The organism is Flavobacterium luminosum, assembly GCF_023635005.1.
Classification (GTDB): Bacteria; Bacteroidota; Bacteroidia; order Flavobacteriales; family Flavobacteriaceae; genus Flavobacterium; species Flavobacterium luminosum.
Window position 1 is genome coordinate 255827 of the sequence record NZ_JAMLJM010000002.1, and the last position, 14832, is coordinate 270658.

Here is a 14832-nt window from a genome sequence, read left to right on the forward strand (position 1 = left end):
ATTAAAATGTAAAAGTAGTACCTTCTTTACCATCTTTTAGTACGATACCGAGTGCTGCTAATCGATCACGGATTTCATCCGATAATGACCAGTTTTTATTAGCTCTAGCTTCGTTACGCATGGTGATAAGCATTTCTACGACACCGCTTAATTTATCCGAATTGTTAGCGGTCTCAGCCTCGTTTCTAATTCCTAGAACATCAAAAACGAAAGCTTCCATGGTAGTTTTTAATTCTGATAAATCGAAAGCCGTTATGGTTTCTTTCTTATCGTTAATTAGATTGATATAGCGAACACCTTCAAAGAGTTGTGCAATTAAGATAGGCGTATTAAAGTCATCATTCATTGCATCATAACATGATTGTTTCCAATCTTTAATATTTAGGCTAGAAGAAGATGCGGTAGGTAACTTATCCAATAATTTAATACCTTCCATTAGACGAATAAAGCCTTTTTCACTGGCTACCATAGCATCGTTAGAAATATCAAGTACACTTCTGTAATGCGCTTGCATAAAACAAAAACGCACAATACTTGGGCTGAATGCTTTTTCGAAAAAAGTATTATCTCCATTTATTAATTCCATCGGTAAAATAAAGTTACCGGTAGATTTACTCATGCGCAAACCATTCATAGTAAGCATGTTGGCATGCATCCAATATTTTACGGGAGAAACACCATTACATGCCTTTCCTTGTGCAATTTCACATTCATGATGAGGGAACTTCAAGTCCATACCTCCGCCATGAATATCGAAAGTATCGCCTAGATATTTGGTACTCATTGCAGTACATTCTAAATGCCATCCAGGGAAACCTTCTCCCCAAGGAGAATTCCAACGCATAATATGAGCTGGGGAAGCGTTTTTCCATAAAGCAAAGTCTTGAGGGTTTTTCTTTTCGTTCTGACCATCAAGATCACGAGTATTTGCAAAAAGCTCATCGATATTTCGATTGCTTAATTCGCCGTAATTTAAACCTCTTTTGTTGTATTCTTGTACATCAAAATAAACGGAACCATTGCTAACATAAGCAAAACCATCATCAACTAACTTTTGAGTCAATTCAATTTGTTCTACGATATGACCTGTAGCAGTTGGTTCTATGTTAGGAGGATGTAAGTTGAATAAATCTAACACTTTATGAAAATAGACCGTGTATTTTTGTACTACCTCCATCGGCTCTAATTTCTCCAAGCGCGATTGTTTTACAAAACGATCATTATCAACATTACCATCATCTGTTAAATGCCCAGCATCAGTAATATTTCTTACATAACGAACATTGTACCCTAAATGTTTAAAGTAGCGATAGATCATATCAAAACTCATAAAGGTACGAACGTTTCCTAAGTGTACATAGCTGTAAACTGTAGGTCCGCATACATACATTCCAATAGTTCCTTCGTGAATTGGTGTAAATGTTTCTTTTTCACCTGAAATTGTATTGTATATCTGTAATGAGTGAGATTGATATAATGTCATGTTCTGTTTTTTAAGCTTCAAATTTAAGTATTTCCTTTGTAATTTCTTCTTGCGAAGTAGCATATATCAAAAAAAGGCCATTGAAAAATGACCCTCTTTAAAATTTTCGTATCGACTAAGTGATATGATTTAGAATTTAGTATCTAATTTAATATAGTCTAAAAATTCTTTTCGGGTAGCTTCATTTTTGAATTTACCACCAAATTCGGCAGTTACAGTACTACTTTCGATGTCTCTAATACCACGAGAATTCACGCAAAGATGTTTAGCGTCTATTACGCAAGCCACATCTTCCGTCCCTAAAACTTTTTGTAATTCTTGAACAATTTGCATTGTTAGACGTTCTTGTACTTGAGGGCGTTTAGCGTAATAATCAACAATTCGGTTCATTTTGGACAAACCAATAACGTTACCGTTAGAAATGTAGCCCACATGAGCACGTCCTATAATTGGAAGTAGGTGATGCTCACAAGTTGAATATACTACGATGTTCTTTTCTACTAACATTTCATTGTATTTGTAATGATTTTGAAAAGTAGATGAGCCCGGTTTTTTGTCAGGATGTAATCCTCCAAAAATTTCTTTCACAAACATTTTAGCCACACGGTTTGGTGTCCCACTTAAACTATCGTCAGTAAGATCCATACCCAATGTATTTAAGATGTTTTCTACATCTTTTCTGATTAATGCAATTTTTTCATCATCAGTTTTTTCGAATGCATCTTTTCGTAATGGATTTACTGCACTAGTTGCAATATGGTTGTTTCCGATTTCTTCTTGAAAATCTTCGTTATGAGCCATTAAATAAATTTTTTCTTCTGTGAGTTTATAAGTTTGCAAATATAGGAATAAATCCTGATAATGTTAAATCAAACAAATCTTAAAAGAATTAAAAGTTGTTTTTTCATTCTTCTGAAAATAAAAAAAACAGCTGTTGATTTTGATTCACAGCTGTTGATTTTTATAGTCCCTTAATTTCTTTTAATTATTGTATACTTTTAAGGCTTCCCCTAGAATTTGTACCGATTTAATTAGATCTTCTTTCTTCAATACGTAAGCAATACGAACTTCATTTTTACCCATTCCTGGAGTTGAATAAAATCCTGCTGCTGGGGCAACCATTACAGTTTCTCCGTTGTAGTCGAAAGATTCTAACAACCATTGTGCGAAATCATCTGCATCTGCAACTGGTAATTGTGCAATGCAATAAAAGGCTCCCTTAGGTGTAGCAATGGTAACTCCCGGGATTTTATTCATTTCAGCAATTAATGTATCGCGACGGTCTTTGTATTCACCAATTACTTCGTCAAAATAGTTTTGAGGTGTTTCTAAAGCAGCTTCACTAGCAATTTGTTCATAAGTTGGCGGTGATAAACGTGCTTGAGCAAATTTCATTGCCGTAGCCATAACTTCTTTGTTCTTAGAAACAATGCATCCGATACGAGCACCACACATACTGTAACGTTTAGAAACTGAGTCAATCATAATGGCATTTTCTTCGATTCCAGGTACATTCATTACAGAGTAATGTTTAGCTCCTTCGTCGTATACAAATTCGCGGTAAACTTCGTCAGCAATTAAAAATAAATCGTGTTTTTTTACTAGTTCTGCCAGTTGTTGGATTTCACTTTCTGAATATAAATAACCTGTTGGATTTCCTGGATTACAGATTAATATGGCTTTTGTTTTTGGAGTAATCAGTTTCTCAAAATCTGCAATTGGAGGTAAAGCAAAACCGGTTTCAATTCCAGAAATTACAGGTACAACTTTTACCCCGGAAGCAGTAGCAAATCCGTTGTAATTAGCGTAAAAAGGTTCAGGTATAATTACTTCATCTCCTGCATCCATTGTACTTCCCATAGCAAACAATAAAGCTTCGCTACCTCCGGTAGTTACAATAATATCTTCTTTGTTTACAGGTAAGCCTATTTTTTGATAGCTTTCTGCTAATTTGGTTCTATAACTATCAAATCCAGCAGAATGACTGTATTCTAAAACAGCAATATTGGTATTTTTAATTGCATTAAGAGCAACCTCCGGTGTTTTGATATCCGGTTGACCAATGTTTAAGTGGTATACTTTATGTCCTTTTTTCTTAGCAATTTCTGCGTAAGGAACTAATTTTCTGATGGGTGATTCAGGCATTTGTTGCCCTTTGTTAGAAATCTTTGGCATAGCTTTAAAATTTGAGTGCAAATTTGCGATAATTTATTCAAATAAGAATAATTTTTCGTTTCGATTTCATAAAAAAAACAGCTCCAAAGCCTATTTTTTGGATTCATATAATTTTTATGTCAACTGTTTCAATCGCAATTTGTCAATTTAAATAATTAAATACTGATATTCTGATTGTTTGGAAGTTAAATAATCGGATTGGAATAGTTGTTTTGAATACAGAATTTGTATATTTATATACTCAGTGACAATGATTTAAAAACAGTTTAATGAAAAAGTTATATTCTCTTCTATTTCTTATTATTCTGTCTGGTGCTAGCTTTTCTCAAGATGGATTTCAATTCAAGTCCAAAAGAAGCAAAATTTCAATACCTTTTGAAACTAGTAACAATTTGGTCATTATTCCTGTTGAAATAAATGGTGTGAATTTGAGTTTTTTATTGGATACAGGTGTAGATAGTACAATCTTATTTAGTTTAGATAAAACAGATTCTATTCAGTTTAATAATGTTGAAAAAATTAAAGTAAAAGGACTTGGAGGAGGGGAACCAATAGATGCTTTGTATTCGAAATTTAATAAAGTTGTTGTAGGTGATTATCAAGATAAGAATCATGATTTGTTAATTATTTTGGATCAGCAAATCAACTTTTCTTCTCAATTGGGTATTCCAGTGCATGGGATTATAGGTTACCAATTTTTTAAAGATTTTCCGGTAGAAGTTAATTATGATTCTCGAAATGTAGTCGTTTATCGCGACATGAATTATTTTTCGAAACGAAAATTGAAAAATTTTAAAGAACTGCCTCTTACGATTGAGTTGGATAAACCGTATGTAACTATTCCTTTGGTTTTGAATGGTAATAAAATGAATTCGAAAATGCTTATAGATTCAGGAAGTAGCGATGCTTTATGGTTATTTGAAGATACCTCAGAGTTGATAAAAATTCCAAAGAAGAATTTTGAAGATTTTCTGGGAAATGGTTTTAGTGGTGAAATTTTCGGAAAGCGTTCAAGGACTGAAGAAGTCTTTTTTGGCGATGAGTCTTTACAGAATGTGACGATTTCATTTCCGAATGATGAGTCGTTACGAAATGCTAGTTTTGTTGCAGGACGAAATGGATCTGTTGGTTCGGAAATTTTAAAACGCTTCAGGGTTTTGTATGATTATAAGAATTCTAAAATCTACTTGAAAAAAAACAACTATTTTGACAAGCCTTTTAATTTTAATATGAGCGGTCTTCAAGTGGAGCATGTTGGAATGCAGTTGGTTAAAGAAGAAATTGAGTTAAAAACAAGTTTTTTGCAAACTACAGAGGAGAAAAATGTGTTTAATGCAAGCAGAAAAAGTATTCGATACCAGTTTACGCTCAAGCCACAATATCAAATTACGAATGTGAGATCAGGATCGCCGGCAGATCTTGCAGGTATTAAAAAAGGCGATATACTCACAAAAGTTAATGGTTTGGTTTCTTATAAGTATAAACTTAATAGTATAATTGAACTGCTTCAGTCGGAGGAGGGAAAAACTATAAAAATGGAAATTGATCGTAAAGGAATGATTTTAAAAACGGAATTTGTTCTTAAAGATATATTGTAAATAAAAAAAGTCTGCTGAAAAGCAGACTTTTTTGTGACCTCGACAGGATTCAAACCTGTAACCTTCTGAGCCGTAATCAGATGCGCTATTCAGTTGCGCCACGAGGCCTTATAAACTTTCAAGATGTTTTCTTTCTTGATTGCGGGTGCAAATATAGAAACAAATGTGTAAATTGCAAAAGAAATTTTATAAAAAATGAATAAATAATGGATTTGAAACAGTATTTTCGTGATATACAGGACTTTCCAAAAGAAGGAATTTTGTTTAAAGATATTACTCCATTGCTTTTAAGCCCTGAAGCAAGAGAAGAAATGTTAGAAACATTGGTCACAACATTAAAAGATAAAAAAATTGACAAGGTAGTTGGAGTTGAATCGAGAGGATTTTTTTTCGGAATTTTACTGGCTCAAAAATTAAACGCTGGGTTTATTCCGGTTCGAAAACCCAAAAAACTACCCTACGAAACTATTTCAGCTAGTTACGAGTTAGAGTATGGTCAGGATACTCTCGAAATGCATATAGATGCTATTCAGAAAGGGGATAAGGTTCTAATTCACGATGATGTGTTAGCTACTGGAGGAACCATCAAAGCAGTTTGCGAATTAGTAGAAAAATTAGGAGGGGAAATTGTGCAATGCAATTTCTTAATGGAGCTTTCTTTTTTGACTGGAAGAGAAAAAATAAAAGGTAAAGAAATTTTTGCTGCAATTACTTATTAGAAAGTGCTCTTGAAGTAACATAATAGCGCCAAGCTAAAATTGCCAATTGCCATTTCTTAGCTTTTGCAGGATCAAGTTGCTGTTTTGAAAAACTAGGTAAAATTATTTTGTTGAGTTTAGCTACTATTTTGAACATAAAGCATTTGTTTTTTGCAAAGTTATAAAAAAAGACCGACTTGTTTAAGACGGTCTTTTTTGCTTATGATCAGTAACCTATATTTATTTTAAAGATTACTGCTGTTTCATTTTAATGAAGGTGATCTTCTTCAATTTCGAATTCGGCATCTTTTTCCCAAATTTCCATTTCACAAGGTTTACAATTGAATTTTAGTTTGTATTCCAATTCGCCTTGTTTTAAAACTAAAGGTTCTTTTAGCTTTTTATCCATGTTTTCACGATGGTATTTCGGGCAACGTTCTAATTCGTATTTAATGCAATATTTAGTCGTCATTACACGAGATTTCCCAGGATCCCATTGCAATTCAAACGCTTTTTCAATTTCGGTTACGCCATGACGTTCGTAGAATTTACGTGCCGTTTTATTGGCAACATTGTACATGAAATCCAATTTTGTTTCTGGATATGGATGTGATGTTTTAACCAATTGGTGTTCCTTACGAACATAATTTTTCAAACGAATTTCCGATAACTGTTCGTAAACTGTTCTTCGCATTTCATTGATTTTTGAAATCGGTAAAAACCAATTTTCAGAGAATATAACCGAAATTTCATCTGCAGTATAAGGCGTAAATCCTGTTTTAGCCAATTGCGTTTTGATGTTTTCTTCGATGGATTCGTTGTTTTTAGTGCGCTCTTTTGGATGCTCTAATTTTACGATACTTACATTATCATCTTCATCGGTGGCAATTAATTCAAAACCAGTTTCATTTTCAGTCATTAATAAAGTAGTACTGATTTTTCGAATCGCACTATCTTCACGTTCTACCAATTTAATGAAAGCCGCATCGTTATTTCTGTAAATTAAAGTACCTTCTTTAATTTCTTTCAACACGTTCGGATAAACGATTCCGTTCTCTACTTTGTTTACGTAGATTCCTTCGGCTTCATTGTTATCATTGATGTAGCACAATCCGTCACCGTTGTTTAGCAATTCTCCGTTTTCAATCACATAAGAATTCCCAACCGTTTTTACCAATTTTCCAATGTATTGACCTTTTGATTTTGGACTTTCCCAAGAACCAATCGATTGATGTCTTTCGTTCACAAAATAATCGGTGTAACCACGATTGAAAGTTCGAGTTAAGTTAGCATCAAAAGCATAAGTGCAACTTCCCGAAGAAGCTTTGGTATATTTATCGCTGTTTTTTTCTAAGAAATCATCTAATTTCTGACGTAAATACGACACGTTATTTTTTACATACACCACATCTTTCAAACGCCCTTCAATTTTAAAGGAAACAATTCCTGCTTCAATTAAATTTGGAATTTGGTCCGTAACATCAAAATCTTTAATCGAAAGTAAGTGACTATTTCGTATTAAAGTATCGCCATTTCCATCAATCAAATTATAAGGTAAACGACAGTTTTGCGCACAAGAACCACGATTTGCCGAACGTTCACCATTGGCAACACTCATATAACAGTTTCCACTGAATGAAACGCATAAAGCTCCGGTAACGAAGAATTCTAATTCCACATCCGTAGCTTGACTAATTTCTTTGATTTGATGTAAGTTTAATTCACGTGCCAAAACTACTCTTTGGATTCCAGCATCCGCTAAGAATTTGATTTTAGCAGCATCACGATTATTGGCTTGTGTACTCGCATGAAGTGCAATAGGAGGCAACTCCATTTCCATAATCGCCATGTCTTGAATGATTAATGCATCCACTCCAGCATCGTATAATTTCCAAATTAATTGACGACATTTTTCTAATTCTTCATCGTATAAAATGGTATTGATTACCACAAAAACTTGTACGTTGTATAAGTGTGCGTATTGCACTAAGGCCGCCACGTCTTCTAATGAATTATGAGCATTTGAACGTGCTCCAAATTGTGGTGCCCCGATGTAAACTGCGTCTGCACCGGCGTTTATAGCTGCAATACCAGTTAGTAAATCTTTTGCAGGAGCTAAAATTTCAATCTTCTTTTTCATGTATACAACTTTAATTAATCGGGATTTGCCGATAAAAAGTGTGCAAAGTTCTTATAAAAAATTCAAGATTTCTAATTCCTATTGATTTTTTTTATGCATCTCTTGAAATAAGTTAGAAGTTGATCAAAACAGAAGTTTTTGGTGAGAATCATGGACTTCTGTTTTAAATGATTTTAGCCTGGTTACTTTCAAAAACTAAAAAAGGCTATTCTTTATCGGAACAGCCTTTTTGTTTTTGTTTTTTCTTTGCGCTTTGACATCTGCTCTATCAGTTCTGCTAAAGCATCGAGTTAGCAACGATTTTTGAGATAATTGTTGCTTTGTTCTTATTTAAGTTGTTTTAAAGTATTATGAGATAGTGTTTTGTTTTTCAGCTTGGGTTATTTTTAATGTCCATATCCCCATGAAAACACCAATAACCCCCAAAGTTCCCATAAACAGCCAATTGGAATTATAACCCGAAAAAGAGATAATACCCATTCCTAATTTGGCGCTTAAAATATGTGATAAACTATAGCTCATTGTAAAGATAGCCATGTAGCGCCCTTCATGTCCTTTTGGAGCTCTGCTCATCGCAAAAGAATTAGAAAAAGGAAAAGCAAACATTTCCCCGAAAGACATCAGAAACATCATAATGACTAAAATACCGGCCCATTGGTTGATCAGCATTAAATACAAGCTTATTGCCATACAAGCCGCTCCAACACAAACCACTTTGATTTTGTTGAGGGATTTTCGTTCCACATAACTAACGATAGGCATTTCAAGAAAGAAAATCAGCAAACCATTCATCATCATCAGTAATCCGGTTTGGAATTCGGTCAGATTAAATTGCTCTTTTTGGTATAATGGCAAGGTTGTGAACAATTGAAAGAATAGAATTCCTGTAATACTGCAACAGCCTAAAAAAATCCAAAAGGCTTTGTCTTTAAAAACAGAATGCGTTAGTACTTCTCCAGGATGATCTTTGTCGGTATATTTTGAATGCTTTTTTTCTTTGACGAAATTCCAAAAAATTAAAATAGCCAAAATACAACTCGCACCATCTACCCAAAAAAGTCCTTTGTAGCCTATGTTCATTATGATTAAGCCTCCCATTGCAGGACCCGCAGCAAAACCTAAATTAATCGCTAAACGCACTAAAGTTAAGGCGCGTGTTCTATCTTCTTTTTTCGCATAAGCGCCCAGTGAGACAAACATGGCAGGACGGAACATGTCCGCAATTACCATAATAAGAAACATACTGATACATAGTCCAATAAAACTGGTAATAAATTGAATGATAAAGAATGAAACGCCACTAAAAAAGAGACTAAAAACCATGATCTTATAAAAACCAATTTTATCGGATAATTTTCCACCTAGCCAAGAACCTAACATTGAGCCTATTCCGAAAAAAAACATTACCCAACCTACCTGATTGTATGAAAAATGTAAATCTTCTTTTAGGTATTTTGATAAAAAAGGCAAAACCATGGTACCCGCACGATTAATAAAAGTCATTAGGGTGAGTATCCAAATTTCTTTTGAAAATCCTCTGAAGTTGTTTATATAGCGGTGTAAGGCGTTTATGATCATGATATGTGGAAATGTGACCCAAAGTTAGTGAAATACTGTTTTGTACTGAAAAATGTTTCACCTAATTTTGTAAAAATTACGTTATGAAGAAAATTATTATAATCTTACTTGTTTTTGTTTCAGCAATTTCATTAGCGCAGGAGAAAATCCAATCTGCAGAAGAGTACCAAAAGGAAATGAATGTTAGATTCTCTGATAGCTTAACGAGTCCTTTGATGAAAGAAGATTTAGTAAATTTTAAAGGCTTAGATTTTTTTCCTATTGATAAAAAATATAGTGTTCAGGCTACGTTCAAGCGAGTGAAAGGAAAAGCTTTTGAGATGAAAACTACAACGGATAGAAAACCGCAATATAGAGTTTATGGTGTTCTTAAATTTCAGATCGAAGGAAAGGAATTGCAATTATTTGTTTATCAGAATTTAGAGCTTATTACCAGACCGGGATTCAAAGATTATTTATTTCTTCCGTTTAGTGATATGACCAATGGAAGCGAGACTTATATTGGAGGTCGATATCTTGATATGAGAATTCCTAAAGAAAAAATGGTAATTATCGATTTTAATAAGGCATACAATCCGTATTGTGCTTACAACTACAAATATTCCTGCCCTGTAGTACCGTTGGAAAATGATTTAAAGGTAGAAATCAAAGCGGGTGTTAAGAAATTTCATGACTAATGTTGTATAATTTACATACGCACGAATCCTCAAATTCAAAGGAGGTTTTAGAAATTGTGAATCAATATCCATATGATTTCAATTCTGAAGTAGCCTATTTTTCCATTGGAATTCATCCTTGGTACATCGATACAAATCGAACCGATGAATATTTGAAGAAAATTGAAGAAAAATTAATCATGGCCAATTGTTTGGCTTTGGGCGAATGTGGTTTAGATAAACGTATCGATATTCCGTTGGAAATTCAACAAGAGGTTTTCGAAAAGCAGTTGACACTTGCACAAAAGCACAAAAAACCTGTAATTTTGCATTGTGTCGCAGCGTATCAAGAGGTGATTGCTATTAAGAAGAAAATGAATATCAAAGAACCGATGATTGTTCATGGATTTTCTAAAAATTTGCAAGTAGCTCAATCCCTATTAGAAAATGGGTTCTATTTGTCTTTTGGAAAATATTTACTTCGTAACCCGGAATTGGCCTCAGTTTTTTTGCAAGTACCCGACGATCGTTTTTTGTTGGAAACGGATACTATTTCAGAAACTATTTTAGCAGTTTATGATAAAGCGGCTTCTATTAAGAAAATTGATATTGAAAAACAGGTTTCAAAAAACTTTACACATATTTTTAAGATTTAATATAATAAAAAAAGAAACAATTATATGGCGGTTTGGCAAGAGAGAGCAGAATTATTATTTAAAAAAGAAGGTTTAGAGAAATTAAAAAATTCGAATGTATTAATAGTAGGTATGGGTGGTGTAGGCTCTTTTGCAGCTGAATTTGTTGCTCGTGCCGGGGTTGGAAAAATGACGATCGTAGATGGAGATGTTGTAGATATAACCAATATCAATCGTCAGTTACCTGCGTTACATTCGACAGTAGGATTGCCAAAAGTAGAGTTGATGGCTGCCCGTCTTAAAGATATCAATCCAGAGTTAGATTTAACAGTAGTGAAGGAATTTTTATCACCAGAACGTGCTTTCGAGTTGGTTACTGAAGATTTTGATTATGTTATGGATTGTATTGATAGTATTACTCCGAAACTGAATTTAATTATAGCAGCAAAACGAAAGAAAGTAAAAATCATTAGTAATATGGGAGCAGGAGGGAAGTTTGAAGCTTCTAAAGTATCCGTAAAAGATATTTCCAAAACCGATTATTGTCCCTTGGCCAAACAGGTGAGAAAACGTTTAAAAGCAGAAGGAATATCAAGTGGTGTAAAAGTGGTTTATTCTTATGAAAGACCAGACTATGATAGTGTCAAAATGACTGATGGTTCTAATTTTAAAAAGTCTTTTTACGGAACAAACAGTTGGATGCCCGCTTTATTCGGGTTGCATGCAGCTGAAAAAGTGATAACCGATTTATTAAAAAAGAAATAATAATAAAAAAGGCTGTTCAATGGAACAGCCTTTTTTGTAGATGCATCATAGCATTTATTTTTTATCAGCATTCATAATATCTTTTATAATTGCTTTAGTGATAGAATCTTGATTGATTTTTTTCTCCTTTCTAACTACTGTAGATTTAATAGGTCTTACAGGGATATAAATTTCTGTAATCCACTTTGAGGCAGATTTATCAGTAGTTATATTTCTGGTGATAACATCAATTTCTTTGAAATTGTCACTTTGCTCTAACTTGTTTTGAGTCATATACTCATGAATTTTTTCTAGAGCTTTTTTCTTATGGGTGTAATTTCCAACTAACGTAGCTTTAACAGTGCTAGAAGGATTAATTTGTCCTGTTAAAAATTCACTATCCATCGAAGTATAAATTTTTTCCTTCGTAGGGATGGCTACCGAAAACTTATATACATTATTTAGCGTATCTTTTGAATGATAAACCAAAAAAGGATCTCCATTAATTGCTGTATTGGTACTGGTAAGTACTCTTTTTAATTCAGGTAAAAATTCTTTAATACGCAATGGAATCTCCTCAGCTTTCGCCATAACCACTTTCTGAATATAAAAAACGGTGTCTCTTTTTACAAATCCATCGAAACGTACTTCGTAAGTATGAAGTTCACGGTTCAAAATTGTATTAATGGTGTTAAGTCCATCATCAAATCGATCGGCAAAATCATTGTTGACACCACGGCCAATGATTCCTAAGAATTTATCTTTAAAAGTCAAACTCCCTTTGGTAGACCAAGTCAATAGTGTTTTTTGGTTCAGGGTATCTTTAAAAGTCAATACTAACTCGTTATTGTTTTCGTTAAGAGTTATATAATGCGTAATACTCTCACCGTCAATTTTAGTGATATTATTGATTGTAATATTTTCTTTCATCCAAGGATTGATAGAATCCCAATTTTCATTGTCCGTAACATATTTATATACCAAATCTTTAGGTGTATCAATTACCTTTTTTCTTACTATAGTATAACTGCCATCTTTGGTCGCAACAAAAACAGAGAGTGCCCCAAGGCACAACATTATTAATAGAAATATATATTTTGCAATTTTCATAAGTTAAAATTATGGTAATAGCGTAAAAATATAAAAAAAAATGTTAAACGGAAGATGAAGTGTTAATCTTTTAAAAAAGTTTTAATGGCAAACAAAATTCCAATGAAAACTAAAAAAATAACCAATATCCAAATGCTCCCTTTATAATGTTGTCGGTGAAGTTTAATGTCTTTTCGATAAGAAAAAATCATTACAGCTATAAAACTAACAACAAAAAATAATGCGAATAATAATTGACCTTTACTGAACATATTTTTTTATGACAAAAATAGGGAATTGTCAAATCAATATGTTATTTTGTGGAGTGATAAATTAATAAGAAATGAAAAAACAATTGCAAGCAGTATATGAATTTCATCATGCTTTTGGATTAGGTATTCAAAATGAACCTGTTGGAGATTTGGGAGAGAATAAAAATTTTCTTCGATTTAATTTGATGAAAGAAGAGAATGAAGAGTATCTTGAAGCGGTTCAAAATAATGATATTACAGAAATTGCAGATGCTTTGGGAGATATGTTATATATTTTGTGTGGCACTATTTTAGAGCACGGACTACAACATAAAATTGAGGAGGTTTTTGATGAAATTCAGCGAAGCAATATGAGTAAATTAGGTGAGGATGGTAAACCAATCTACCGTGAAGATGGAAAAGTTATGAAAGGACCTAACTACTTTAAACCTGATTTTGAAAAAATCTTAGGGTAATTTTAATAAAAAAAGCGATTTTGAATTCAAAATCGCTTTTTTACAATATTTATACTTTTACAGTCCAACCGAAGGTATCTTCTTCGATTTTATACTGAATGTTGGTCATTTTTTCTTTTAAGTGAGCTGAAAAAGAATTTTCTATTTTAGGTAATTCGATATACTCATCTTTGTATTGAAAACCGCTAATTGGACTTACTACTGCTGCAGTTCCTGCTCCAAAAATTTCTTTCAGGCTACCATTTTTCGCTGCTTCAACCAATTCGTCAACAAGTACAGAACGAACTTCAACAGCAATTCCCTCGCGTTTTGCCAAGTCTATTAGACTTTTGCGGGTAACACCATCAAGAATTCGGTCACTAGTTGGAGCCGTATATAAGGTATCATTAATTCTAAAAAAAACGTTCATGGTTCCAGCTTCTTCCAATTTCGTATGCGTAGCATCGTCAGTCCAGATCACTTGTTGGAAACCTTGCTCGTTTGCTAATTTTGTAGGGTAAAATTGCCCAGAATAGTTACCTGCCGCTTTTGCAGCACCAATACCTCCATTAGCTGCACGACTGTAGTAATCAGCAATCAACACTTTAACGTCTCCTGAATAATATGATTTTGCAGGAGATAGAATAACGCAGAAACGATATTGTGTAGATGGTTGAGCAATTACTCCACTACCGATGGCAATCATGAATGGACGAATGTATAAAGAATTCCCTTTTCCTTTTTTTACCCAAGATTTCTCAAGGTTTATTAATTCTTTCAAACCATCAATAAAAACATATTCAGGAACTTCTGGCATGCATAAACGCACTGCAGATTTGTTAAATCGAGAGAAGTTTTCATAAGGCCTGAACATCCAAACATCGTCATTTTCATCTTTGTAAGCCTTCATTCCTTCAAAAATGGCTTGTCCGTAATGAAATACTTTAGCAGACGGGTCTAAAGTGAAGGGTTCGTAAGGTTTAATTACTGGTTTTTCCCAAGCACCGTTTTTAAAATCACATACCAACATGTAGTCGGTAAATACATTACCAAAAGTTAAATTTTCAAAGTCTACCTCGTTGATTTTAGAAGTGTTAGCTTTGATAAAGTCAAACTTGGTTTGAATATCTGAGCTCATGCCTAATTATTTTTTTGCTAATTTATAAAAAAAATGACCTTATTGTTAAATAATAGATAAGAATCAGTGAGGATACTATTATTTTTTGCAAATAATTAAATTTTTAAAAATAGAATTATCAATGTGATATTTTTTTTAGAAAAGTATTAAGAGATGTGTATGTTTCAATGATTTCTAATAGATTTGCATGAA

At 33.3% G+C, this 14832-nt stretch carries 14 protein-coding genes and 1 tRNA gene; 6 read left to right on the forward strand and 9 right to left on the reverse strand.

Annotated features, from left to right (window positions below):
- Nucleotide 1: 1 nt before the first annotated feature.
- The 3 genes from cysS to NAT50_RS04400 all read right to left on the reverse strand — a co-directional run bounded on the left by cysS (nucleotide 2) and on the right by NAT50_RS04400 (nucleotide 3658).
- The gene (gene cysS / locus NAT50_RS04390; RefSeq protein ID WP_250591847.1) at nucleotides 2–1483 is read right to left on the reverse strand and encodes a cysteine--tRNA ligase; all 1482 of its coding nucleotides are present in this window, start codon (nucleotides 1481–1483) and stop codon (nucleotides 2–4) included.
- 129 nt (nucleotides 1484–1612) lie between these two features.
- A complete protein-coding gene (folE, locus tag NAT50_RS04395) occupies nucleotides 1613–2284 on the reverse strand; it encodes a GTP cyclohydrolase I FolE (RefSeq protein WP_250591849.1) in 672 nt (223 codons plus the stop codon).
- A gap of 180 nt (nucleotides 2285–2464) precedes the next feature.
- The gene (locus tag NAT50_RS04400; protein WP_250591851.1) at nucleotides 2465–3658 is read right to left on the reverse strand and encodes a pyridoxal phosphate-dependent aminotransferase; all 1194 of its coding nucleotides are present in this window, start codon (nucleotides 3656–3658) and stop codon (nucleotides 2465–2467) included.
- Between the two features lie 269 nt (nucleotides 3659–3927).
- Between NAT50_RS04400 and NAT50_RS04405 the strand changes: the two genes are divergently transcribed.
- Nucleotides 3928–5256, forward strand: a complete 1329-nt coding sequence (locus NAT50_RS04405) for an aspartyl protease family protein (RefSeq protein ID WP_250591852.1) — start codon at nucleotides 3928–3930, stop codon at nucleotides 5254–5256.
- Between the two features lie 34 nt (nucleotides 5257–5290).
- Here NAT50_RS04405 and NAT50_RS04410 read toward each other — a convergent pair.
- Nucleotides 5291–5364, reverse strand: a tRNA-Arg gene (locus NAT50_RS04410).
- Between the two features lie 98 nt (nucleotides 5365–5462).
- On the opposite strand from NAT50_RS04410, the gene NAT50_RS04415 reads away from it, so the two are divergent.
- Nucleotides 5463–5975 (forward strand): adenine phosphoribosyltransferase, encoded by a 513-nt coding sequence (locus NAT50_RS04415; RefSeq protein ID WP_250591853.1) that lies wholly within the window; start codon nucleotides 5463–5465, stop codon nucleotides 5973–5975.
- Here the strand turns inward: NAT50_RS04415 and NAT50_RS04420 are convergent.
- From NAT50_RS04420 to NAT50_RS04430, 3 genes are all read right to left on the reverse strand, one after another.
- Nucleotides 5965–6111 carry an SsrA-binding protein gene (locus NAT50_RS04420; protein ID WP_250591854.1) on the reverse strand — a complete coding sequence of 49 codons (147 nt, stop codon included), beginning with the start codon at nucleotides 6109–6111 and terminating at the stop codon, nucleotides 5965–5967. The two genes, NAT50_RS04415 and NAT50_RS04420, sit on opposite strands and share 11 nt — an antisense overlap.
- Before the next feature lie 111 nt (nucleotides 6112–6222).
- Nucleotides 6223–8094 (reverse strand): peptidase U32 family protein, encoded by a 1872-nt coding sequence (locus tag NAT50_RS04425; RefSeq protein ID WP_250591855.1) that lies wholly within the window; start codon nucleotides 8092–8094, stop codon nucleotides 6223–6225.
- A gap of 348 nt (nucleotides 8095–8442) precedes the next feature.
- Nucleotides 8443–9672 (reverse strand): MDR family MFS transporter, encoded by a 1230-nt coding sequence (locus NAT50_RS04430; protein WP_250591856.1) that lies wholly within the window; start codon nucleotides 9670–9672, stop codon nucleotides 8443–8445.
- An 83-nt stretch (nucleotides 9673–9755) separates the two neighbouring features.
- On the opposite strand from NAT50_RS04430, the gene NAT50_RS04435 reads away from it, so the two are divergent.
- From NAT50_RS04435 to NAT50_RS04445, 3 genes are read left to right on the forward strand one after another with little or no spacing between them, the layout of a single operon-like run.
- Nucleotides 9756–10349, forward strand: a complete 594-nt coding sequence (locus NAT50_RS04435; RefSeq protein WP_250591858.1) for a DUF1684 domain-containing protein — start codon at nucleotides 9756–9758, stop codon at nucleotides 10347–10349.
- Nucleotides 10349–10984 carry a TatD family hydrolase gene (locus NAT50_RS04440; protein WP_250591860.1) on the forward strand — a complete coding sequence of 212 codons (636 nt, stop codon included), beginning with the start codon at nucleotides 10349–10351 and terminating at the stop codon, nucleotides 10982–10984. The genes NAT50_RS04435 and NAT50_RS04440 overlap by 1 nt, the downstream gene beginning before the upstream one ends.
- A 24-nt stretch (nucleotides 10985–11008) precedes the next feature.
- A complete protein-coding gene (locus tag NAT50_RS04445) occupies nucleotides 11009–11728 on the forward strand; it encodes a tRNA threonylcarbamoyladenosine dehydratase (RefSeq protein WP_250591862.1) in 720 nt (239 codons plus the stop codon).
- Nucleotides 11729–11782: 54 nt separating this feature from the next.
- On the opposite strand, the gene NAT50_RS04450 is transcribed toward NAT50_RS04445, so the two are convergent.
- Nucleotides 11783–12817 (reverse strand): AraC family transcriptional regulator, encoded by a 1035-nt coding sequence (locus NAT50_RS04450; protein ID WP_250591864.1) that lies wholly within the window; start codon nucleotides 12815–12817, stop codon nucleotides 11783–11785.
- A 322-nt stretch (nucleotides 12818–13139) separates the two neighbouring features.
- On the opposite strand from NAT50_RS04450, the gene NAT50_RS04460 reads away from it, so the two are divergent.
- Nucleotides 13140–13523 (forward strand): nucleoside triphosphate pyrophosphohydrolase family protein, encoded by a 384-nt coding sequence (locus NAT50_RS04460; RefSeq protein ID WP_250591866.1) that lies wholly within the window; start codon nucleotides 13140–13142, stop codon nucleotides 13521–13523.
- 49 nt (nucleotides 13524–13572) lie between these two features.
- On the opposite strand, the gene NAT50_RS04465 is transcribed toward NAT50_RS04460, so the two are convergent.
- Nucleotides 13573–14640 (reverse strand): branched-chain amino acid aminotransferase, encoded by a 1068-nt coding sequence (locus NAT50_RS04465; RefSeq protein ID WP_250591867.1) that lies wholly within the window; start codon nucleotides 14638–14640, stop codon nucleotides 13573–13575.
- Between the last annotated feature and the right edge of the window lie 192 nt (nucleotides 14641–14832).

What these genes read in the sequence shown, in the direction of transcription:
- NAT50_RS04405 (WP_250591852.1), top strand. Translation starts at nt 3,928, where the DNA reads ATGAAAAAGTTATATTCTCTTCTATTTCTTATTATTCTGTCTGGTGCT.
- NAT50_RS04445 (WP_250591862.1), top strand. Translation starts at nt 11,009, where the DNA reads ATGGCGGTTTGGCAAGAGAGAGCAGAATTATTATTTAAAAAAGAAGGT.
- NAT50_RS04425 (WP_250591855.1), bottom strand. Translation starts at nt 8,094, where the DNA reads ATGAAAAAGAAGATTGAAATTTTAGCTCCTGCAAAAGATTTACTAACT.
- NAT50_RS04465 (WP_250591867.1), bottom strand. Translation starts at nt 14,640, where the DNA reads ATGAGCTCAGATATTCAAACCAAGTTTGACTTTATCAAAGCTAACACT.
- NAT50_RS04420 (WP_250591854.1), bottom strand. Translation starts at nt 6,111, where the DNA reads ATGTTCAAAATAGTAGCTAAACTCAACAAAATAATTTTACCTAGTTTT.
- NAT50_RS04400 (WP_250591851.1), bottom strand. Translation starts at nt 3,658, where the DNA reads ATGCCAAAGATTTCTAACAAAGGGCAACAAATGCCTGAATCACCCATC.
- NAT50_RS04435 (WP_250591858.1), top strand. Translation starts at nt 9,756, where the DNA reads ATGAAGAAAATTATTATAATCTTACTTGTTTTTGTTTCAGCAATTTCA.
- NAT50_RS04450 (WP_250591864.1), bottom strand. Translation starts at nt 12,817, where the DNA reads ATGAAAATTGCAAAATATATATTTCTATTAATAATGTTGTGCCTTGGG.
- folE (WP_250591849.1), bottom strand. Translation starts at nt 2,284, where the DNA reads ATGGCTCATAACGAAGATTTTCAAGAAGAAATCGGAAACAACCATATT.
- cysS (WP_250591847.1), bottom strand. Translation starts at nt 1,483, where the DNA reads ATGACATTATATCAATCTCACTCATTACAGATATACAATACAATTTCA.
- NAT50_RS04430 (WP_250591856.1), bottom strand. Translation starts at nt 9,672, where the DNA reads ATGATCATAAACGCCTTACACCGCTATATAAACAACTTCAGAGGATTT.
- NAT50_RS04415 (WP_250591853.1), top strand. Translation starts at nt 5,463, where the DNA reads ATGGATTTGAAACAGTATTTTCGTGATATACAGGACTTTCCAAAAGAA.
- NAT50_RS04440 (WP_250591860.1), top strand. Translation starts at nt 10,349, where the DNA reads ATGTTGTATAATTTACATACGCACGAATCCTCAAATTCAAAGGAGGTT.
- NAT50_RS04460 (WP_250591866.1), top strand. Translation starts at nt 13,140, where the DNA reads ATGAAAAAACAATTGCAAGCAGTATATGAATTTCATCATGCTTTTGGA.